The organism is Pontibacter mucosus (assembly GCF_003054055.1).
GTDB lineage: Bacteria > Bacteroidota > Bacteroidia > Cytophagales > Hymenobacteraceae > Pontibacter > Pontibacter mucosus.
Genome location: NZ_QBKI01000006.1, coordinates 137,814 through 159,931, shown reverse-complemented (window position 1 = coordinate 159,931; position 22,118 = coordinate 137,814). Strand labels below are relative to the sequence as shown.

At 52.6% G+C, this 22,118-nt stretch carries 15 protein-coding genes; 7 read left to right on the top strand and 8 right to left on the bottom strand.

The genetic code is table 11. The annotated features are described in order from the left end of the window. Positions 1-6: 6 nt before the first annotated feature. Entirely contained in the window at positions 7-1,035 is a 1,029-nt protein-coding gene (locus C8N40_RS12910) for an MlaD family protein (protein WP_245905111.1), read from the top strand. 160 nt (positions 1,036-1,195) lie between these two features. Continuing rightward, positions 1,196-1,933: an EcsC family protein gene (locus tag C8N40_RS12905; RefSeq protein ID WP_211318110.1), complete on the top strand. Its 738-nt coding sequence runs from the start codon at positions 1,196-1,198 to the stop codon at positions 1,931-1,933. Positions 1,934-2,004: 71 nt separating this feature from the next. On the opposite strand, the gene C8N40_RS12900 is transcribed toward C8N40_RS12905, so the two are convergent. From C8N40_RS12900 to C8N40_RS12890, 3 genes are all read right to left on the bottom strand, one after another. Beyond that, complete coding sequence (locus C8N40_RS12900; protein WP_108212185.1) at positions 2,005-6,498, bottom strand: DUF7619 domain-containing protein; 4,494 nt, start codon at positions 6,496-6,498, stop codon at positions 2,005-2,007. 207 nt (positions 6,499-6,705) lie between these two features. Then, positions 6,706-7,155 (bottom strand): 6-pyruvoyl trahydropterin synthase family protein, encoded by a 450-nt coding sequence (locus C8N40_RS12895; protein WP_108212184.1) that lies wholly within the window; start codon positions 7,153-7,155, stop codon positions 6,706-6,708. A gap of 147 nt (positions 7,156-7,302) precedes the next feature. Continuing rightward, positions 7,303-8,589: a citrate synthase gene (locus C8N40_RS12890; protein ID WP_108212183.1), complete on the bottom strand. Its 1,287-nt coding sequence runs from the start codon at positions 8,587-8,589 to the stop codon at positions 7,303-7,305. Positions 8,590-9,188: 599 nt separating this feature from the next. Here C8N40_RS12890 and C8N40_RS12885 point away from each other — a divergent pair. Continuing rightward, a complete protein-coding gene (locus tag C8N40_RS12885; protein WP_342749969.1) occupies positions 9,189-9,785 on the top strand; it encodes a DUF4268 domain-containing protein in 597 nt (198 codons plus the stop codon). Between the two features lie 2 nt (positions 9,786-9,787). On the opposite strand, the gene C8N40_RS12880 is transcribed toward C8N40_RS12885, so the two are convergent. The 4 genes from C8N40_RS12880 to C8N40_RS12865 all read right to left on the bottom strand — a co-directional run bounded on the left by C8N40_RS12880 (position 9,788) and on the right by C8N40_RS12865 (position 13,039). After that, positions 9,788-10,102, bottom strand: a complete 315-nt coding sequence (locus C8N40_RS12880; RefSeq protein ID WP_108212181.1) for a hypothetical protein — start codon at positions 10,100-10,102, stop codon at positions 9,788-9,790. Between the two features lie 627 nt (positions 10,103-10,729). Then, positions 10,730-11,929, bottom strand: coding sequence for an MFS transporter (locus C8N40_RS12875; RefSeq protein ID WP_211318109.1), 1,200 nt, complete (start codon positions 11,927-11,929; stop codon positions 10,730-10,732). Positions 11,930-12,100: 171 nt separating this feature from the next. Continuing rightward, positions 12,101-12,526, bottom strand: coding sequence for a hypothetical protein (locus C8N40_RS12870; RefSeq protein ID WP_108212180.1), 426 nt, complete (start codon positions 12,524-12,526; stop codon positions 12,101-12,103). Positions 12,527-12,571: 45 nt separating this feature from the next. Beyond that, positions 12,572-13,039, bottom strand: coding sequence for a MaoC family dehydratase (locus tag C8N40_RS12865; protein ID WP_108212179.1), 468 nt, complete (start codon positions 13,037-13,039; stop codon positions 12,572-12,574). A 671-nt stretch (positions 13,040-13,710) separates the two neighbouring features. Here C8N40_RS12865 and C8N40_RS12860 point away from each other — a divergent pair. From C8N40_RS12860 to C8N40_RS12845, 4 genes are all read left to right on the top strand, one after another. Further along, positions 13,711-15,639, top strand: coding sequence for a PrkA family serine protein kinase (locus C8N40_RS12860; RefSeq protein ID WP_108212178.1), 1,929 nt, complete (start codon positions 13,711-13,713; stop codon positions 15,637-15,639). A 103-nt stretch (positions 15,640-15,742) separates the two neighbouring features. Next, the gene (locus tag C8N40_RS12855) at positions 15,743-17,005 is read left to right on the top strand and encodes a YeaH/YhbH family protein (RefSeq protein WP_108212177.1); all 1,263 of its coding nucleotides are present in this window, start codon (positions 15,743-15,745) and stop codon (positions 17,003-17,005) included. A 352-nt stretch (positions 17,006-17,357) separates the two neighbouring features. Further along, a complete protein-coding gene (locus tag C8N40_RS12850; RefSeq protein ID WP_108212176.1) occupies positions 17,358-18,872 on the top strand; it encodes a SpoVR family protein in 1,515 nt (504 codons plus the stop codon). 528 nt (positions 18,873-19,400) lie between these two features. Then, on the top strand, positions 19,401-20,297 hold the full coding sequence (locus tag C8N40_RS12845; RefSeq protein WP_108212175.1) for an aldo/keto reductase: 897 nt from the start codon (positions 19,401-19,403) through the stop codon (positions 20,295-20,297). A 1,302-nt stretch (positions 20,298-21,599) separates the two neighbouring features. On the opposite strand, the gene C8N40_RS12840 is transcribed toward C8N40_RS12845, so the two are convergent. Further along, positions 21,600-21,932 carry a hypothetical protein gene (locus C8N40_RS12840; protein WP_108212174.1) on the bottom strand — a complete coding sequence of 111 codons (333 nt, stop codon included), beginning with the start codon at positions 21,930-21,932 and terminating at the stop codon, positions 21,600-21,602. Positions 21,933-22,118 lie beyond the last annotated feature (186 nt).

The window sequence follows — 22,118 nt, the reverse complement described above, 5'->3', positions numbered from 1 at the left end:
ATAAAAATGACAGAAAATAAACGTTCCATCATGGTGGGCATCTTTGTCCTGATAGCCATCGTGATTTTCGTGATCGGTATCCTGACACTGGGTGGCCAGCAGAAACGGTTTATAGAGAGTATTACTGTGAGCACGGTGTTTGATGATGTGGAAGGCCTGAAGGTGGGCAACAACGTGTGGTTCTCCGGAGTGAAAATTGGTACTGTGAAAGCGATTGAGCTTTTTGGAGAGGCGCAGGTTAGGGTGGTGATGAACATTGAGCAGGAAGCCCAGAAGTATATCCGCCAGGATTCCAGGGCGCGCGTAAGTTCGGAAAGCCTTATTGGTAACAGAATTATCGAGATTATCGGCGGTACCCCTTCGAGGCCGGCCGTGCAGGATGGGGATATTCTTGCTGCCGAGCCCGGCATGAACACCGACGATATCATGAAAAAACTGCAGCAGAACAACGAGAACCTGGCAACTATTACAGGTAACTTCAGCCTGATAAGCGAAAAGCTGGTACGCGGAGAGGGAACGGTAGGAACGCTGCTGACCGACACCACACTGGCAAAAGACTTCAGAAACATGGTGGCCAGCCTGGAGAATACCTCCCGCAACGCCTCCCGCGCGTCGCAGGAGCTGAGCCGCTTTAGCCGTAAACTGAACACAAACGGTGGCCTGGCCGACGAACTGCTGACAGATACTGTTGTCTTTAGCAGGCTGCAGCAATCCATGACAGAGCTGGAGAAAGCCACGCAGTCGGCTACCCAGATGGTGCAGAACCTGGAGCAGGCCAGCTCCAAGGTTAATAACGACAATAATGCCGTAGGTGTGTTGCTGAACGACCCTGAGTTTGCCCGTCAGCTGCAGAGCACCATGCAAAACCTGGAAACCAGCACCGAGAAACTGGACGAGAACATGGAAGCGATGCAAAGTAACTTCCTACTGCGCGGCTTCTTCCGGAAAAGGGAAAAGGAGCAGCGCAAAGCCGCCGAGAAAGCCCAGGAACAACAGCAGCAAACCGAGCAAATCCCTGTAAAGCAAGAAAATTAGTAGTATAAAGTATAAAAGCCGGCAAACGCCGGCTTTTATACTTTAACCCGCCTGGCACCCGCAAACGTAGAGACAAAGTATAACAGGTACCAGAATCAGACGCTACGTATTGCGTCTCTCTAACTCCCAAACTTCCTAACTCCTAAACTCCCAAACTTCCATGCCTTCTCCCTACGAAACACAGGTTATGTATGAGCTGCGGCGGTGGCAGTATGAAGTGCAGCGCGAACCGTCATTCTTCAATGATCTGGCCCATAAGACACAGGTAAAGATCAACAGTTTCATTCCGGAGAAGGTGCACCGGGCTATTACCGCGACAATGAAGCAGATGATACGGGGCGTGTTGTTTGGGGCTGAGTACATCTCGCAGAAGCCGCTGGAGCAGGCACCCCTGGAGGTGCGGGAGGCACAGGTACGGGGGCAGATAAAGTACTACCAGCAGGCGGCTGCGGCCGAAGGAGGGGTAACCGGTGCAGGCGGCATTTTCTTGGGCCTGGTGGATTTTCCGCTGCTGCTAAGCCTCAAACTTAAACTGCTCTACGATATTGCCGCCAGCTATGGCTACGATGTGCGGGATTACCGGGAGCGGGTGTACCTGCTGCACATCTTCGAACTTGCCTTTAGCTCCCAGCAGCACCGCCGCAACGTATACCGCCACCTGGCCGACTGGGAGACACAAAAAGAGCTGTTGCCGGAGGATATCAATGCCTTTGACTGGCGCAGCCTGCAGCAGGAGTACCGTGATTACATCGACCTGGCTAAAATGGCGCAGCTGATACCAGTGATAGGTGCCCCGATTGGCGCAGTGGTAAACTACCGCCTTGTCACCAAGCTGGGCGAGGCAGCCATGAACGCCTACCGCATGCGCTGGAAGGAGCAGGGATACTTGCTACAGTAGAAATTCGATCATAAAGCAAAAGGGCCGGTATAACTACCGGCCCTTCTGGGTTATGTATGCTGCAGTATCGGTTAACGCACGTACAGTTTATAGGTAAACAGCCCGCGGTTAGTGTGCAGGTGCACCAGGTAAATACCAGCCTGCGGTTTAGGTAGACGCACGTGCAACACATCTGGCCGTGGTATAGCTAGTCGTTGCTCCAGCACCAGCTGGCCCAGGCTGCTGTATACCTGCAGTTGCTGTACATCGAAATCAGCGCGGTGCAGGTCCAGTATAAAGCTTCCGTTGTTTGGGTTTGGGGAGATGATGACAGCCTCGGCCAGCGTCAGGTCTTCCACCACAAAGTCTGCGGCGCTGTAGGCTTTGCCGCCATAACCCGTTATCTGCACCTTGCCCGTGGTGGCCCCGCGCGGCACCCTGACCTTGTACCTGTCACCGGAGGCTTCCAGCACCAGCGCTTCCTGCCCGTTGAAGGCTATTTTATCCTGCAGCCCCCTTACCCCGAAGTGCTGGCCGCTGATTTCCACCACCGTGCCCACGCTTCCCTTTGCCGGTTGCATGGCTGAGAATCTAGGTCCCGGAATCACCTCGAACGTGGCAAAGGCCGGACCTCCCGGTGTCTCCACCACCAATACGTTAGACTCGGCCTGCTCCGGCACCCGCACCACCAGGTGCCCGGGGCTTGCCTCCAGCACCTGAGCTTGCACTAACCCAAACCACACATTGATGCGGGCCTTGTCAGCGGTGAAATTTTCGCCCGTGATGGTGAAGGTGCTCCCCACGATACCGCTCTCTTCGCTCAGGCTGCTGATAGCAGGCCTGTACCAGACGGTAAAAAGGTGTGGTGTTCTGTGCTCGCCCCCTTTGGTGCGGATGGTGAAAGGGCCTGTCACAGCGCCTTCAGGCACCTGTACGGACACGGTGTTGCCCTTGTGGTTGACAATCGCGCAATCCAGGTCGCCCAGCTTTACAGCCTCTACCAGTTCTGGTAGCACGTGCAGTCCGTGCAGGTTCACGATATTGCCTACCAAGCCCTCTGCCGGGCTGAAGGAGCTGAGCACCGGCGGCTGGTATACTTCAAAATTCTCCGTTGCCGTAACGCCGCCGTCCGGTGTAACGACTTTCAGGGCACCCGTCGCGGCACCTGCGGGCACCAGCACGCGCAGCTCTGCGGTGGTGGCACTGACCACGGTAGCGGCTTTCCCGTTCAGGTATACTTTGTTGTCGGCGGCGTTGGTGGCAAAGCGTTTGCCTGTGATGGTGACCTCGGAACCTACCTTACCCGCAGCCGGCTCAAAAGCTGTAATGGTTGGTGTGGCCAGCACATCCTCCATCCTCACCCGCACTTCCTCGTCCACCACAGGCGGCATGTCGTAGATGCGGTTTACGGTGACGTTGGTGCGGACAGGGGAGTTGAAGTCGAAGAAAATGTCGGCAAAGTTCTCCACTGCCGTTTTCTCGGGCAGGTCTGCCTTTGGTTTGATGCTGAAGAGGATGTAGCCGTGGCTACCGGGCTCATTGGCCGTGGAGTCGGGCAGCAGGATGTTGTCGAAGGTCCAGGTAAGCACCGGGCGTCCCTTGCCGCTCACCTCAAAGCGGTGCGTATGCGAGGCAGCGCCCAGCTGAAGCGTGCTCAGGTCCAGGTGCTCGGAGAGCGTGTCGACCACCACCACGCGGTAGGCCACGTCGGTTCCCGTGTTCTGGAAGCGTATTTTATACTTGAGCGCCGTGTTGGTGGGAGAATAGTTTTCCTCTGTCCTGCCCACCGGCGTCACCAGCTTGTCGTTCGGGTCAAAGGAGTCGGTTATCAGCAGGCACTCCTCCGATACCTCGGCCTCCTCGTCATCGGTGGGCAGCAGGTTGACCAGGCCGGAGCTGACAGATGCCGAAGTGGCGTCGGTACAGCCCTCTATCGTGACGCTGGCCGTTTTATTGTCGCCGTTGCCCTCTGGCTGGTCGGCCTCCAGGCGCCAGGTGTAGCCCATGGAAGGCACCCAGAGCACCATGCTGTCGCCGGCAGCCAGCTGGAACTGCTCTATGGAGGCCAGCCTGCCATCCCTGTACTTGCGGAACAGTTCGTGTTTATCCATATCGGCCTTGCCCGAGTTCCTGATAACAAAGCGGATCATGCCTGTCTGGGAGTCGCAGCGGCCTGTGATGGAAATGGTTGGAGTTGGTTGTGCAGGCGCGTTGTTCGATGGCGTTATCCAGACGCGGGTGCAGACGGTGCGGCCGCGCACACTCTCGTCGCCGCAGGTTACGATGTCTGTGATGGTGATGGTGCCCTGCTGGCCGGCTGCCAGGTCGCCGACAGCGAATTCATAGGTTCCGTCGGGCAGGCGTGTATAGGCTTTATCCGCGGAGAGCAGTTCTACCTCGGAAGGCAGTTGCAAGTATACTTTGGCATCGGGTGCTGTGGCAAAACCGGAGTTTACGTAACGCACCGTAGTAGTGCTCTCGAAGCAGCGCCGGCGGCGGTCGGAGGAGACGCTGACGGAGAGGTAAGGGGAGAGGGTGACCTGGTTGCCATGGTGAAGCGTTTGGGTTTGCCCAAGCGATGAGAAAGTTACTTGTATGGCTTCGTCCTGGCAGGCAACGATTTTTTTAGTAGCCTCGTTTGCTGGCAATATTTGCTTTACCTGATAGGTTCCGGAGCCAACAGGCAGCGAATAGTTGCCGTTTTTGTCTGAAAACGAATAGTATGGGCCAGGTGTGGCTTCGACTAAAATCCCCGGAAGTGGGCTGTCGTTCTCGTCGAACGAACAGTTATTGTTCTTGTCGTGATATACAGTGCCAGTTATATTGTTCGTGTCGGGCAAGGTAATTGGCTCGTTGTTCGTAAAGCTCGCTACCGTGTTGTTTGGGCTTAAAACGACGATACGGGAACCCGACTTGTTTACCGAAAAAGAATTTTGGAGAATATGGAAGATATAGGAGTAGTTCCTTGAACTCGCCACCAGGGCTTTTGTGTGGGCATCATACTTGTAAATGTGTCCCCAATTGGAAAGATACATGTTGTTCTGCCCGTCAAAATCCATATCATAGGCCGTAAACCCGTCCGGGTAAGCGTTTGGTGGCATAAAGTCTCCCAGGAACTCTCCATTTAGGGTGAACTTTTTAGATTTCCGGACAAGCATAATGTAAAGCGCCCCTTCTTTATCTATACTGAATTTAAGCCGGCTGTTAAACACGCCTTCCTTAAAATTAATAGGTGCACCGGTTTCATTGTTGATGTACGATTGCCTTTTTATAAACTTCCCTTCAGGGCTATACTGGTACAGAAAAATGTCATCAGAAACATAGGCATTGCCCTGCGGGTCCAGTTTAAGGTATATGGGATTGGCTAAGGTTGTTCGGCTCGCTGTGCCTGTACTGGAAGCGGGCGCAAACCTGGAGATAAATACACCGTTAGGGGTGAACTTCTGAACGCTGCCCGCAGTCTCCTTCGAAAGCACATAAAGGTTGCCTGCCTGGTCTATTTCCATACTTGTGATCTGGCTAGTAAACTTTCCGTTGTCCGTGCCCTTGCCTCCAAAGGCGAACAATAAGTTTCCTTCCGTGTCATACTTCTGGATGATACCATTGCTGAACGCAACATAGTAATTCCCCACCTGGTCCGACTTGATGGCATAGGGGTACAGTTTATCGGCGCTTCTGCTTCTGAAATTGCCGAAATCCAACAGGAAATCACCTTGCGGAGAAAACTTTTGAACACGGCTATCATTATCCCTGTCGGCTACATATATGTTTCCTTCCCCGTCAAGGGTCAGGCTCATACTGGGGCCGGTAAACTGACCGTTCCCGGTTCCTTCAGACCCGAAATTCATATGCCAGTACCCCGTAGTATCAAACTTAATAACCTGATGGGAATAAAGCTCAGTTATATAGACATACCCTTCCGCGTCTAAGGCGATATCACCAGGATGGATTGCCCAACCACTACCGAAATAAGTGAGGAGTTTGCCGGACTTATCGAATATCTGAATGCGGGCATTATTGGGGTCGCTAACGTACAGATTCTCTTCCTTATCGAGGGCAAGGCTGTTCGGCATGTTGAATTGCCCGGGTAGCTCTCCAAAACTCCCAATCACGGAAAGTAGATTTCCCTGCTGATCGAATTTCTGAATACGATGGTTTTCAGTGTCTGCTATGATGATGGTGCCGTCTTTGGTTACGACTAAGGCTTTGGGATCATTTAGTTGGCCAGGTAAGCTGCCTTCTTCTCCAAAGCTGAGTAATATCTCGTTGTCAGGACTAATCTTCTGGATGCGGCTGCCAAAGCTGATGGTGTACATATTCCCCTCGCTATCCACGCTGGTTGCCATGTGCGAGTTGGAATCATGGTACCGGCCTGTCAGATGGTACTCGTCTAGCATGGTGCCGGAGAGGTTGAAAACGCGTGTGCTGTAATCATCGGCAAGGTACAGTTTATTGTCTGGGCCTACGGTGATATCGTAGGGAAAGGAAACGGTATTACCGATGACGTAGCCGAGCTTGTAGTCCTGCGCGAGGGCAACTGAAATAGAAACACACAGAAAGGTTAAAGCAAGTAAAGTTGTTCTCATAGGCTAAAAGTGAACGGTGGTGCTAAAGTATAGGTGGTTCAGTAACAGGGGCTAAAGGTATACATTTTGATTTAAATATATACCTCTTCAAGCGAGGGCAGCGGTTAAAATATATTTGCTGGAGTTAGTGAATGCCTGCAAACAAAAACAGCGGCCCTTATACTTTCTAAAGTATAAAGGCCGCCGCCAAAGTATAAATACTGCGTTTTACCGGTTATCCTCTGCGTACCACTCGGCAAAGGAGTTCTGTGTTTCCCAGAGCTTGAGGTGGTGCAGCTGCACATGGCCCGGCAGGCGCTGCCGCAGGCGGTGCTGAAAGTCGATGAGCATGTTCTCGCAGGTGGGCTGGTAGGGGGTAAGCACGAGTTTGTGGTCATACTTGCGCAGCTGCTCCAGCAAGTCCTGCGGGCTTTCCTGTGCCAGCACCAGGGCGTGGTCGAAGGGCTGCACGATGTGCTCCTGCACCAGCTGCTTCAAGTCCCCGAAGTCCATCACCATCCCGTTCTTGGGGTGCTCTTCCTCCACCAGGGGCGTGCCGATTACCGTTACCTCCAGCTTGTAGGAGTGGCCGTGTATGCGGCGGCAGGGGCCGTCGTAGTGCAGCAGCGCGTGCGCCGTCTCAAACGTGAAAAGCCTGGTGAGCCTGATTTTCGTCATGAAAGTATAAAACTATAGTATAAGGTATACGCGCAAGGTAGTACCAGGGTAGAAAGTATAAAATGACGCCGGTCATTGCGGGGGAGAGGCAAAAGAAAAAGGCCGACCCGAGGGTCAGCCTTTCCTGTTTTTATACTTTAAACCAGATTAACGGTTCTCCACAGCTACGTAGTCGCGCTTGGTGGCGCCGGTGTAGATCTGACGCGGACGGCCGATTGGCTCCTTGTTCTCGCGCATTTCTTTCCACTGGGCGATCCAGCCTGGCAGACGGCCTAGAGCGAACATCACCGTAAACATGTCGGTTGGGATGCCCAGGGCACGGTAGATGATGCCGGAGTAGAAGTCCACGTTCGGGTATAGCTTACGCTCCACGAAGTATGGATCGTTCAGGGCAGCCTCTTCCAGTTCCTTCGCGATGTCCAGCACCGGATCATTGATACCCAGGGCGGTCAGCACTTCGTCAGCGGCCTTCTTGATTATTCTGGCGCGCGGGTCGAAGTTCTTGTACACGCGGTGTCCGAAGCCCATCAGGCGGAACGGATCATCTTTGTCTTTCGCCTTTGCAATGAATTTCTTCGAGTCGCCACCGTCTGCTTTAATAGCCTCCAGCATCTCAATCACAGCCTGGTTGGCACCTCCGTGCAGCGGTCCCCACAGGGCGCTGATACCGGCCGACACAGAAGAATACAGGCTGGCGTTGGCAGAACCTACCAGGCGCACGGTTGAAGTAGAGCAGTTCTGCTCATGGTCGGCGTGCAGAATCAGCAGTTTGTTCAGCGCGTCCACTACCACCGGGTTCAGCTCATACTCCTCGGTTGGGTAGGCGAACATCATGTGCAGGAAGTTGGAGCAGTAGTCCAGCTTGTTCTTAGGGTAGTTTACCGGATGGCCGATGGAGTTCTTGTAAGACCAGGCAGCGATGGTTGGCAGCTTTGCCATCAGGCGGATGATGGAAAGGTCAACCTCCTCTTTGGTCTGGTTCGGGTTAAGCGACTCGGGGTAGAAAGCCGTAAGCGAGCTGATCAAAGCCGACAGGATGCCCATCGGGTGCGCCGTAGACGGGAAGCCGTCGAGGATCTTGCGCATGTCCTCATTTACGAGCGTGTGCAGCCTGATCTTGTTGCTGAAGTCATTTAATTCCTGCTGGGTGGGCAGGGAACCGTAGATCAGCAGGTAGGCCACCTCAATAAAGTTCGACTTCTCGGCCAGTTGCTCTATCGGATAACCACGGTAGTGCAGAATGCCTTGCTCCCCATCGAGGAAAGTGATGGCACTGGTGGTAGCGCCTGTGTTTTTATATCCTGAATCCAGGGTAACATAACCTGATTGAGCGCGCAGCGCAGAAATGTCAACCGCTTTCTCATTTTCTGTTCCCTCTACAACAGGTAGCTGGTAGGATTTACCATCTAAAATTATTTCAGCAAATTCTGACATGTGTATTAGCTTTTTATTGCGTAGTAGTGTCTTTTTGTTTACAGCGAAATTATACAAAATTGTTCTAAAATGAAACGAACCGTTGGCTTTATATCTCCATTTTACAATGCTTTAATATAGGCGAGTAACTTTGCTATCATCATAAACGATAAAAGAGCGGAATGTTTCGGAAAGCAGCTTTAAAATGTAAATGCCTGGTCATAGCCACTTTATTTTCATACTTAAAGTATAGATTTTAGTTAATCGGTATATAAATATGATTGTCAGAAAACTAAAGACATTCACTTAAACATAAAGATTAAGATACTTTTGCTGCTGTTACCCGGTTAAAATACGATAATCAACCTGCTTAGGCTGCCTGGCAGGCCTGCGCGCTGCTACCTGTTCTTTGTGGGCGCTTCACCAAGCGTGTCGTTCGTGTTGCCAACCATTTAGATGGGCCGGTTTACGCCCTCGTCGCTGTTAAACAAGCCTTGCTGCTATAGTCGCTTAGGTAACTGATTCCCATGCGGTAATAAAGCATGAAAGTCTAATGAAGCACCTCTTGCTCGCTCCCATACTTTGGTACTACGGCCGGCCAGGCAAAACCCACTTTTCTCATGAAACAAAAGTTGCCAAACTGGTCTCTCTATCCTGTTGTTGCAGGGTCGATGACCTGCAAGAAGGAATGGTGGAAGTGTCGCTGGAAGGCATCGCAGCCAAGGGTAGTTTTAAAGTATAGAATCCGCTATTTTTGCAGCATGTATACCCGCGAGCAGGCATCCCAGTTAAGGCAGCAGTTCTGGACCACCTTCGGCCAGTACCTCTCTCCGCAGCTTTCGGCTGAGGGCTGGAAGGTGAACTGGCTCAACTATAAAACCGGGGTGAAGGATGTATACTTCCGGATGAACGCCGACAACAAGCGCGGGTATATCGCCATCGAGCTTACGCACCCGGACACGGAGTTGCAGCAGCTGGTGTTCGAGCAATTTGAGGAGCATAAGACCATGCTGCACGAAACGCTGGGTGAGGAGTGGGAGTGGGTGCTGCATGCCCCGGATAATACAGGGCGTGTGGTGAGCCGCATCTACAAGGAAATTGCCCCGATAAACGTGTTCGACAAAGAAGACTGGCCGGCGCTTATCTCTTTTCTGAAGCCCCGCATCATCGCCCTCGATGCCTTCTGGAGTGATGCCAGATATGGCTTTGAGGAATAGGCCTACCAGGTGGTGTCGTCGTCGGATTTGGTAAAGCCGATGCCGGGGCGGTAGCGGGTTCCCTTGCCGTGCAGGTGGTTCCAGATGTCAAGCTCCATCTTCTGTTTGTCCAGCCGCATAAACTCTTCCCATCGCTCCTTGTCTTCCTCGCTCAACTCGTTTACTAGCTGCTGCAAGTGCATGGTGGTGTCTTCCTGCTGCTGAGCCACTAAATTTGGGTTGGTGCGCAGCATGAGTTCGATTTTGATACGGAAGTAGGTGTTGAGCTCTTTATAGCGTGCCTCGTCCCAGTTCTCCAGGTTTGGGTTTTCCATCATAGTGTGCGTGCTTGGGTTTTATAGTATACCTTAAATGAGAGGCGAAGTTATGCTGATTTGCTTAATCCGGCGTTTCTCCCATACATCTTTGCAATTAAGTTGCTGGGTTTTTCGAGTCTGCACTAGCTATACTTTATACTTGTCTGAATTAGGATTTGCTGTATTAGGGGATGAACAGGATTTTATACTTTGGTTATACTCTATACTTTCGCTGGCGCGAGCTTTTAGCTTGTGCCGTTTTATACTTACCAGCCTATACTTCCCTGAGCCACCGCTTCCCACAACTTGAAACAAGCTGTCCTTTCTAGCTGCTGTTCATCCTCTAGTTCCCACAAACGTCTCGTTGCATTTCGGGCTTTGGAGCTCTCAAGCCCGAGAGGGCTCGCCTTCGGGCATCGCGCGGTGTACATTTCCTTTGCTGCCCTTCGGTCGCAATGCCGCCACAGCGGCACCAGAAATCTACAAGGCGCTCAATCCAAAGGCTGGGAATAAGTCCGATAGCTGCTGCTGATGCAACAGGCACAGACTGTCCCCTTGAGGGGACCATAGGGGTGTAATCGTTAGCAGAAATTCCCCGCCTTAGACAAGGAGGGGCTAGGGGTGGTTGGACCCGGAGCCGAAAACTCGTTATAAAGACTTGCTCACCTTCCGGGAAAAGATCAGGTGCACAGCCAGCGCCAGGGCTGAGAAAATAAGCCCTACAGCCACCACGCCGTTCCAGCGCCATACTTGCCAGGCCTGGGTGGCGAGGATGGTTCCGGTGGCCCCGCCGATAAAGTAGGTAAACATGTATACCGTGTTCAGGCGGTTACGCGCCTCGGGGTGAAGGGCAAAAATCTGGGTTTGGTTGGAGATGTGGGAACCCTGCAGGCCGAGGTCCAGCAGTATAACGCCTACCACCAGTCCAATCATGCTCTGACCCGAGAAGCCGAAGACTATGTAAGACACCACAAGCATGGCTAGCGTGACGATCTGGATGGAGCGCGTATCGAACCTGTCGCTGAGGCGACCCATGACAGAGGCCATGATGGCACCACCCGCACCCACCAGCCCGAAAGCGCCGGCTACATCACTGCCGGCAAAGAAAGGCGGGCCCTCCAGCAGAAAGACGAGCGTGGTCCAGAAACCACCGAAGCAGGCAAAGGACAGCGCCCCGCGCGCCGAGGCCAGCCTGAGCAGGGGCTCTGTGCGGAACAAGTGCACCAATGACTTCATCAAACTTTTATAATTACCCTTAAACTGGGGCTGTATCTCGGGCAGCAGAAAGTATAGGGCTAGCCATAAGAGCACCATCAACCCGGCAGCAATCAGGTACATGGCCCGCCAACCCAGGTGCTCGCCCACAACGCCACTGAGCGTACGCGAGAAAAGGATACCTACCAGTAAGCCACTCATCACGGTGCCCACGGCTTTGCCGCGTTCTTCCGGCCGGGCCAGGTGCGCGGCCATGGGCACAAACAGTTGCGGCACCACGCAGGTAGCGCCGATCAGCAGGCTGGCTGCCATCAAAGTATAAATGTTCGTGGAGAAGGCCGCCAGCAGCAGCGAGAGCACGATCAGCACAAAGTCGATCAGGATAAGCCGCTTGCGGCGCAGCATATCGCCCAGCGGAATGATAAAGAGCAGGCCAATAGCGTATCCTACCTGCGCCAGCATGGCCACCATGCCCGCGCTCGCCTCCGACACCCGAAAAGTGTCCGCCATTTTTACCAGCAGCGGCTGGTTGTAGTAGTTGTTGGCAACCACCATACCGGAGGCAATGGTCATCAGCCAGAGGGTAGTGCGGGTAAGCTGTGGGGCAGGGGCAGAAGTAGGGGCAGGCGTCATGGCAGGGGTTTTATACTTTGCGTAAGTTCAGGAGCTGCAAAAGTATAAAGCAGTTCTTTACAAACCCTGCTTTTACGGAGGAAGGTGGTTATCGGGTGAGCAAAAAGTATAATGCCCATACCCTGGGCAACTGCCTGGCCGGGAATGGGAGAAGTCTATTGGAAAAAGGGCCTACAGGCTATCCTCCTTTGTAGCGCCCGGAGGGTTAAACAGGCCCCAGTCGTCCCAGATGTAGTTCCAGGGATCGAAGGTGGCAACCCAGGCCACAAACAGCACCCTGTATTCCTCGATGGCGTTGCGCAGCAGGGGCAGGTAGGTGAATTCCTCAAAGCCGTACATCTTCAGGGCCGTGCAGTTGGTGAGCAGGTCGCGGGCTGCTTTGCGGATAAGCACAGCGTTCTCCATCTGCATGTCGTAAATGTCTGCGCCCACGGCACTGGCTACCTTCACCGTCAGCATGGCAGCGTCGGTCAGCATTACCTCCCGCAGGTGCTGCAGCAGCGCATTGTCCTCCGGTATCAGCCCCACAATAGAAGTAGTGAGGTGGAAAATCTCTTCTCCTTTGCGGTAGATGGGGAGGTCTTCTGGTTTTAGCATAGGAACCGGATTTAAAAGTATAGCGCTGCTGCAGCAGGGGCGTACCTAATCGTTAAAGTGGTACAGGAACGTGATGATGCCCGTGAAGGCGGGCTTTTTGCTGTTCTCAATCTCCAGCGTTACCTCCAGCCGGGCTTTGGCAATGCCGCGCAGGTTCTTCACCGACAGCAGCTTGGCGCGCAGGCGCACACGTCCGTTTACGGTAACCGCCTGGTTAAAGCGAAGGCTTTCGATCTCATAATTTACCTGCATCTTCAGGTTCTGGATGGAGGTAATCTGCGACCACAGGTAAGGCAGCAGCGAAACGGTCAGATAACCGTGGGCAATGGTAGCCCCGAACGGCGACTCTGTTTTGGCCCGCTCGGCATCCAGGTGAATCCATTGGTGATCCAGGGTGGCATCCGCAAATTTCTGAATCTGCTCCTGCGTAATGGTATGGTAATCCGAAACGCCCATTTCGGTGCCCTCATACTTGGTAAGTTCGTCGAGGGAGCTAATAACTAACTGGCTCATATCTGTTGTTGTTTGTGTTGGCGTGGCTGCAAGAGATGCGGTTATACTTCCAGGTGTTCATCAATCTTTGCTATAACGCATCTTCTAGACGCACAATATACAAATTAGCCTATAAACTTCAGCCCAGGCCCCTGTTACGAACACAGGTATTTGTGCCTAAGCAGGCACTATTTTGCTGCTGGTGGCAAAAATATTTAGCAAGGAGGTATACTTTTTATAACCTTAATAGTATAAAATATAAACCTTTTTGAATCTAAAGCGGAAAAGCGATGTTTCTAAGGTAGTCACTATTGCCACCCGTAAGGCAATAAATGCAGGCTCTTCCTCAGGGAGCGGCAGGTGACGGGGAGCAGGTCCCTGTAGTCTGTAACACAAGGCATAAGGCGTCAGTAGGGTGCCGATTGCCTGTAAAGTATAGGCAAACGTGCAGCGGATGGCCCTAAAAGCCATGGCTGCCTGGTTATCAGGGTTACAAAGTCCCGCATGAGGGATGCTTCTTTAAAATAAAAGGCACGGGCTGCCTCTCAGTCGTTTGGAAATCAGCTTATAAAAAAGACCTACAGTTATGCTCAGATTATTTGCTTAGCAGCGCTCCGGAACGTTAGCCACTCTCAAAGGTGCTGCTCTGTAATCTTGATGGAAATGATTCTGACATGTAAGAAACACCCGATATGAACATTTTAGAAAAGATTAAAACGAATTACAGCGCCTCCCTGAATGAGATGACAGTAGCTGCCTATCTCGAGGAGTGTAAGCAGGACCCGAAAATGTATGCCAAGCCCGCAGAGCGGATTCTGGATGCCATCGGGGAGCCTGAAATTCTGGATACCCGGCAGGACCCGGTACTCAGCCGCATCTTCTCTAACAAGAAGATAAAGATTTACCCAGCTTTCCGTGACTTTTATGGCATGGAGAGCACCATCGAGCAGATCGTTTCCTACTTCCGCCACTCGGCGCAGGGGCTGGAGGAGAAGAAGCAGATCCTCTACCTGATGGGGCCTGTGGGCGGTGGCAAAAGCTCGCTGGCCGAGAAACTCAAGCACCTGATGCAGCAAAACCCTATTTACGTGCTGAAGGCCGGTGAGGAGGTGAGCCCCGTGTTCGAGAGCCCGCTGGGCCTGTTTGCCGACTATACCGACGAGCTGGAGAGTGAGTATGGCATCCCATCCCGTTACGTGCCCAGCTGCATGAGCCCCTGGGCGTCCAAACGCCTGCGCGAGTTCGATGGCGATGTGAACCGCTTCAAGGTGATCCGGCTGTACCCCTCCATTCAGGAGCAGATCGCGATTTCCAAGACAGAGCCGGGTGACGAAAACAACCAGGACATATCTACACTGGTGGGCAAGGTGGATATCCGCAAGCTGGCCGAGTACCAGCAGAGCGACCCCGATGCCTATTCTTATACCGGCGGCCTGTGCCTGGCCAACCAGGGCTTGCTGGAGTTTGTGGAGATGTTTAAGGCGCCGATAAAGGTGCTGAACCCACTGCTGACTGCCACCCAGGAGAAAAACTACAAAGGCACTGAGCCCATTGGCGCCATCCCGTTCGATGGTATCATCCTGGCGCACTCCAATGAATCGGAATGGGCTAAATTCCTGAACGATAAAAAGAACGAGGCCTTCCTGGACCGTATTTACAAGGTGCAGGTGCCTTATGTGCTGCGTGTAAGCGAGGAGATTAAGATCTACGAAAAGCTCATCCGCGAAAGCTCGCTGCGTGACGCGCCTTGCGCCCCCAAAACCATTGAGTTGCTGGCCGAGTTTTCGGTGATGTCGCGGTTGAAGGAGCCGGAGAACTCGAGCATTTACTCTAAAATGCGCGTGTATAACGGCGAAACGCTTCGTGAAACCGACCCCAATGCCAAATCCATACAGGAGTACCGCGACGATGCCGGTATCAACGAGGGCATGCAAGGCATTTCGACACGTTTTGCCTTTAAGATCCTCTCCAAAGTCTTCAACTTCGACAGCGAGGAGATTGCTGCCAACCCGGTGCACCTGCTGTACGTGCTGGAGCAGGAGGTAATCAAGATGATGCTTCCGCCGGAAACGGAGACGAAGTACCTGCATCTGATAAAGTCGGTGCTGGCCAGCAGGTATGCCGAGTTTATTTCAGATGAGATACAGAAGGCCTACATCGAGTCGTACAGCTCCTATGGCCAGAACATCTTTGAGAAGTATGTGATCTACGCCGACCACTGGATGCAGAACAACGATTACCGCGACCCGGACTCCGGTGAGATTTTCGACAGAAGCATCCTGAACGAGGAATTGGAAAAGATCGAGAAGCCGGCCGGCATCGCCAACCCGAAAGACTTCCGTTCTGAGGTGACCAACTTCTTTTTGCGTTACAAGGCCAACCACGGCGGGCAGAGCCCACGCTGGGACTCTTATGAGAAGATCAAGAACGTGATTGAGAAGAAGATCTTCACAAACACCGAAGATTTGCTGCCGGTGGTTTCCTTCAACGTGAAAACGAATGAGGAAGATGAGAAGAAGCACCGCGACTTCACACGCCGTATGCGCGAGCGCGGCTACACCGACAAGCAGATCCGCATCCTGGTAGACTGGTTCATGCGCGTACGCAAAACGATGGCCTAAATAAGTTAGAGAGTTGGGGAGTTTAGGAGGGAAGAGTTAGAACTCGAGTATCTCCGAATTCCCAAACTCTCTAACTCCTAAACCCTTTAACTCCCAAACTCCCATGTCCCACATCATCGACAGACGCAAGAACGATAAGGGGAAGTCTACGGGCAACCGGCAGAAGTTCCTGAAGCGGGTGGAGAACCAGATAAAGCGCGCCATTCCGGATATCATGGGCCAGGAAAGTATAACCGACAGCAAAACCGGTGGCAGCGTAAAGGTGCCGGTACGGGGGCTGGATGAACCGCATTTCCACCACGACCCGAAAACAGGCAAGAAGTACATCGTGCAGCCCGGCAACGACCGCTACAGTGAGGGCGACCGTGTGCCGAAGCCTAAAAGCGGCTCGGGGAGTGGCAAAGGCAAGGGCTCCAACAGCCCCGAGGTAACAGAGGACGAATTTACGGTGGTGCTCTCCAGAGAGGAATTCCTGAAGTACTTTTTCGATGATCTGGCCCTGCCCAACATGGTGAAGAAGCTGATGGAGAGTACCGAGAGCTTTTCGATGCGCCGCGCCGGCTATACCCGCGATAGCGTACCTTCCCGGCTCAATGTCAAAACCAGCTACCAGCAGTCGCTGGGGCGGCAACTGGCTTTGCGGGGTGTGTTCGAAAAGAAGCTGAAGACGCTGGAGGAGCAACTGGCCAAAACCCGGAAAAAGGCGGAGCGGGAGGCGCTGGAGCTGGAACTGGAGAAAGTCAAAAGGCAGGCCAATACTATTCCGTTCTTTGAGGACATCGACCTGCGCTACAATAATTTTGAGCGCGTGCCTGTGCCGGTAACATCGGCTGTCATGTTCTGCATCATGGACGTGTCGGCCTCGATGGGTTACCACGAGAAAGATATTGCCAAACGCTTTTTCACGCTGCTCTACCTCTTCCTGACGCGGCAGTACAAGAACGTGGAGCTAGTCTTTATCCGGCACCATACTGAGGCCAAGGAAGTAAACGAGGAGGAGTTCTTCAACTCGCGTGAGAGCGGCGGTACGGTGGTGGCCCCATCGCTGAAACTAATGGACAGGATCAGGCGCGAGCGCTACGACGAGAGCTGGAACGTGTACTGCTGCCAGGCCTCGGACGGCGATGTGTGGTCGAAGCAGGATGCGCTGGAGTGTAAGAACCTGGTACTGGAAACCATACTTCCGGCGGTGCAATACATGGCCTACATCGAGATAAGCAACAAAGACCGTGAGAGCGACCTGTGGCAGGCCTACAAGCGCATCAGCAACGACGAGGATTTCTCCATCAGGCACGTGTATGAGCCCTACGAGATCTGGCCCGTGTTTCAGGGGCTGTTCCGGAAAAGAAGTGAGGTGGTTTCTTGACTGTTAGACAAAGGATTTTGTGACAAAAGACTTTATCGCTCTTTTGGATTTGCAATCCGAAAGTATATGGCCCGCGGATTTGTAATCCGCATCACAATGGTCGGGACTTCTGGCAAGCAAGCGGATTATAAATCCTTATAGTATGTGGTTCCGGATTGCAAATCCGGAACAGCAGTAGGTGAAAGTATAAATGTGGTGAAAAAAGCCAGTTGCGGACCGATCATACTTACACGCTGGCTGAATCTTAAAAATTGATAAAGACTTATGTCTTTTGTCCTTTGTCAAACAGTCCTTAGTCTAAATAAAAACCTGCAGGCATCTTGCTACATAAAACGCAAAAACACCCTTAAAAATGACAGAGAAAGATCAATATAAGGCCATGTTCTGTAATCCTAACTGGGATTACCAGACGCTGGAGGCTGCGGATGAGGTGATCAGCAGGATAGGGAAGGAGTACCTGAAGCTGAAGACCTACCCCAACCAGATAGAGATAGTCACCTCGGAGCAGATGCTGGATGCCTACGCCCTGACCGGCCTGCCCACGTCGTACCCGCACTGGAAGTTTGGTAAGGACTTCGTGCTGAACCAGAACAACTATACCAAAGGTCGCATGGGGCTGTCCTACGAGCTGGTAATAAACTCCAATCCCTGCATCAGCTACAACATGGAGAACAACTCCACCTGTATGATGCTGCTCGTGATAGCACATGCCTGCCAGGGCCATAATGCCTTTTTCGCCAACAACTACATGTTCCTCGACTGGACCTCGGCCGACTCTATAGTTGACTACATGGCTTTTGCGCGGGAGTATATTCTAAAATGCGAAGAGGAGTATGGCGAGGAGGAGGTGGAGCGCGTGCTGGATGCAGCCCATGCGTTAATGTACCACGGGGTAGACAAGTATAAAAAACCGTCGAAGGTATCGGCCCTGCAGGAAAACGAGCGCCTGAAGAAACTCACCCTGATAAAACGCGAGAACTATAACGAACTGTGGCGCACGCTTCCTTCCCAGCCCGAAGTGCCGGAAACCAACAGCAGCGACGAGCACAAATTCCCGAAGGAGCCCGAGGAGAACATTCTATACTTTATAGAGAAGTACGCGCCAGCCCTGCCACAGTGGAAGCGCGAGATCATCCGGATTGTGCGCAAAGTGGCGCAGTATTTTTACCCGCAGGGCGCTACCAAAGTGATGAACGAGGGCTTTGCCACTTTTTCGCATTACCACATCATCAACAAGATGTTTGAGGAGGGCTACCTGAACGATGGCTTTATGTTGGAGTTCCTCAAGAGCCACAGCGGCGTGCTCTACCAGCCGGAGTATAACAGCAAGTTTTACTCAGGCCTCAACCCCTATACTCTAGGTTTCAATATTTTTATGGATATCAAGCGCATCTGCCAGAACCCTACTGCAGAGGACAAACTGTGGTTCCCGGACCTGATTGGCAAGGACTGGCTGCAGCAGGTGCATTACGTGATGGAGAACTTCCGCGACGACAGTTTTATCCTGCAGTACCTCTCGCCCAAGGTCATCCGCGACATGCGCCTGTTCATGATTATTGACAACGAGCACGAGGACGATTATGAGATCGGGGCCATCCATAATGAGCGAGGCTACCGCCGAGTGCGCGAGCACCTGAGCCACCAGTACGACCGTGCCTCGCTGGTACCCAACATTCAGGTAACCAAAGTAGACCTGCACCGCACCAGCAAACTCTACCTGACGCACTACATCCAAAAGGACCGCCGCCTGGACGCCAAAAGCGCCAAGGAAACGCTGGAACATATCCGCTACCTGTGGGGCTTCCCGGTGGAACTGCACTCCAAAAACAAGCTGGGCATAAACGAGACAAATATTGAGGTGAAATGATCACTTCCTGTTAAGAGGAGGAGGCTTAACCTCTCTTCTACCTTGCTGGCGCGGGTTTGCAACCCGTGCCTATTATGAAGCCGGATTTGTAATCCGACTGGGCCGGCCTGTCCCGGGTGCAGTCCCGGGTGCAGTCCCGGGGAGGCCCAAACGATAGCCCGTCACGAGCGTGGACGCTTGCACTATAACAAACAATTTTACCAGCATGAAAAGGTATAGCCTTGATTGCGGCACCTTTTCTTTTTGGCATCCTGTAAGGATCTTGGTGGCTAGATGCAGAAATATGACCTCCGTGCGTCAGGGTTACTTGCCAACATGAAAGAAGCTTTTAGTGTTAGTAAAGCCAGCATGTAAAGGTTTCCTTCCTACTGGTTCGGAATATACCTTCCCTAACTCTCTTTACGCGCAGGATTGCTAACACCATCTCACTGCTTCAAAGCGCTGTGGGGGTATTTTCTGCTTCTTATCCAGCAACCATCTATACTTTTACCAGTTATTTATACTTTAGCAGATCATCAAATCAAGGGTATGAAGTATAAACAACTCGGAAAATCTGACTTACACGTGAGCGAGGTAAGCTTTGGCTGCATGTCACTGCAGGGCGATGAAAATGGAAGTATAAAACTGCTGCACCAGGCGCTGGACAAGGGCATTAACTTTTTTGATACCGCCGATCTCTACGACAAAGGTCAGAATGAAACGACAGTGGGGAAGGCTTTTAAGGAGATGCGCGACAAGGTGATACTGGCCACCAAAGTAGGCAACCAGTGGCGCCCCGATGGCAGCGGCTGGGACTGGAACCCACGCAAGGCTTATATCCTGCAGGCGGTGGAGGAGAGCCTGAAGCGGCTGCAAACCGATTATATTGACCTCTACCAACTGCACGGCGGCACTATGGACGACCCTATCGATGAAACCATAGAGGCCTTTGAGCAGCTGAAGGAGCAGGGCAAGATCCGGCAATATGGCATCTCGTCCATCAGACCGAACGTGATTCGGGAGTATGTGCGCCGCTCCACTATAGCCAGCGTCATGCTGCAGTATAGCTTGCTGGACCGCCGCCCCGAAGAGGAGGTGCTGGAACTGCTGCAGCAAAATGATATTGGGGTACTGGCTCGCGGCAGCCTGGCACAGGGACTACTGGCCGGTAAACCTGCCAAACCCTACCTGACTTATACTTTGGAGGAGGTACAGCAGGCCGCCGGGGCAGTAAATACTGTAGCGGGCAACACCAGAAATGCCTCTGAAACGGCAGTGCAGTTCGTGTTGCATCACCCGGCAGTAACCTCTGCTGTACTCGGCATCCGTACGGATCAGCAGCTGGAAGGCGCACTTTTGGCTGCCCAGGCCGCCCCGCTGACAGAGGCAGAAGTGCAGCGGTTGCAGGCAGTGCTGGAGGCTGGTAAGTATGAGCAGCACCGGTAGTTTCTTCTGTTTTTCTAAAAACAAGAGGAGTTTCCTGCTCGAGTAAGCCATACTTATACTTGGGCTATACTTCCCTAGCCACGGCTTACTGCAACTTGAATCAAGCCATCCTTATTAGCCACCGTTCCTCCTCCAGCCCCACATACCTACAGTTGCATTTATACTTTGGTGCTCTCAAGCCCGAGAGGGCTCGCCTTCGGGCATCGCGCTGCTTTCGCTTCCTTTGCTCCTGACGTCGCAATGCCCTTACGGGCACCGGAAATCTAGAAGGCGCTCAACCCAAAGGCTGGGAATCATTTCGATAGCTGCTGCTTATGCAACTTCAGCCAAAGTCCCCCTTTGAAGGGGGTAGGGGGATGTTAATCGCCTATAGAGACAATAGAAGGGAGTAAGTGTGAGAGCCACTGCCCCTGCTGTCATCTCGACCTTCGGTAGAGATCTGTTTAGAATTCCAGATAGATCTCTCACAGCTACGCTGGCTCTCTTCGGCTCCCGCCTCGAGAGTACTCGAGATGACAGGGAAAGGAGTAAGTAAAATCCCCCTCCTCTGGACTTGCCAAAACGGGAGTTTTGAGCTAGCGAGCGCAGCTCATAGGGGTGGGTTTATACTTAGTAGGGACAGGTCGCGACCTGTCCGCGAGAGGACAACAACTATGAAACTTATACTTCAGCCAAAGTAGCTACAGAACTCCCCTCCTTGATTAAGGAGGGGCAGGGGTGGTTGGACCCGGTACTGCAAAACTCCCTCCCTTCCTCGAAGGGTTCTAGGCTTAAGAGACAAGTACAGCAGCGGCCTTTCTATACTTTAGGCATCTAGCCTGGCGCACCCATGAGGCCCTTTCTCAGCTCGCGAGCAAACGTATAGGTGGCATTTTATACTTTCGCCAGTTGAAAACTGGCCCCATAATAGCTCCAAGTTGTAAACTTGAAGCAGCAATCGACTGGTGTCCTAAGTGTAGCCTCGGAGGGGTAGGGGTGGTTGGACCGGTGTCTGCGAGAGTGTAAAGCTGCACCTCAGAAACGGCCAGCCACAAAAAAAGCAGCAGCAAATGGTTTTGCTGCTGCCTTGTGTATGCCAGCGCCGTACTTTTGCGGCAGGGCGCCCGGGCTGCTTAGTCGTAGCTGTTCTTTTTCTTTTCTAGCTTAGCGGCCTTCTTTTCCTTGTCGGTTTTGGCCGGCTTCTTCTTTGTTTCCTTTTTAGCGTCTTTAGACTTTGCCATAATCTTAGGGTTAATGGTTTACCTAAAGATACACTATTTTCGGATGCGTTGCTTGCAGTTGAGGCCTTCCCGGAAAAATTTCTCAGGTTTCCGGAAAGCCCGGCCAGGAGTAGTGTACTTCCAGCTCCCCGGCCTCCAGGCCCAGCGCGATGCCCTGCAACAGAATGCGGGAGCTGGGGTGCGACGGGTCGCTCAGATCGTTTTCGATGTCGCGGATGGTGGTTTGGAACGGGTCGCCGCTAAAGAAGCAGAACCACAGCACTTTTCCCGTTTCCTCTTCTGCCTCATCGTCGTGCATCACCTGCAGCTCGATTTCCCGCAGCCGTGCAATCAGCTCGTCCAGTTCTATGTGGTTGTCCAGGTACTCGTTAAATGCCGCGCTGGCGATGGAGGTATACTGAGGTACTTGTGTCATAAAGGGTAAACGCAAAAAAAGTATAAAACGGCTGCTAAAGTATAGAACTGATTACAAATTTGGGTTTATACTTCTGAACTGATTTCTGATAAAACCATTTTAGCTCCCCATCATGTAGCTCTACCACGAAGCGCCAGCCTCTTTTGGGGGTATGTCTTATTTTCCGTACTACGCCCAAGGCCCCGA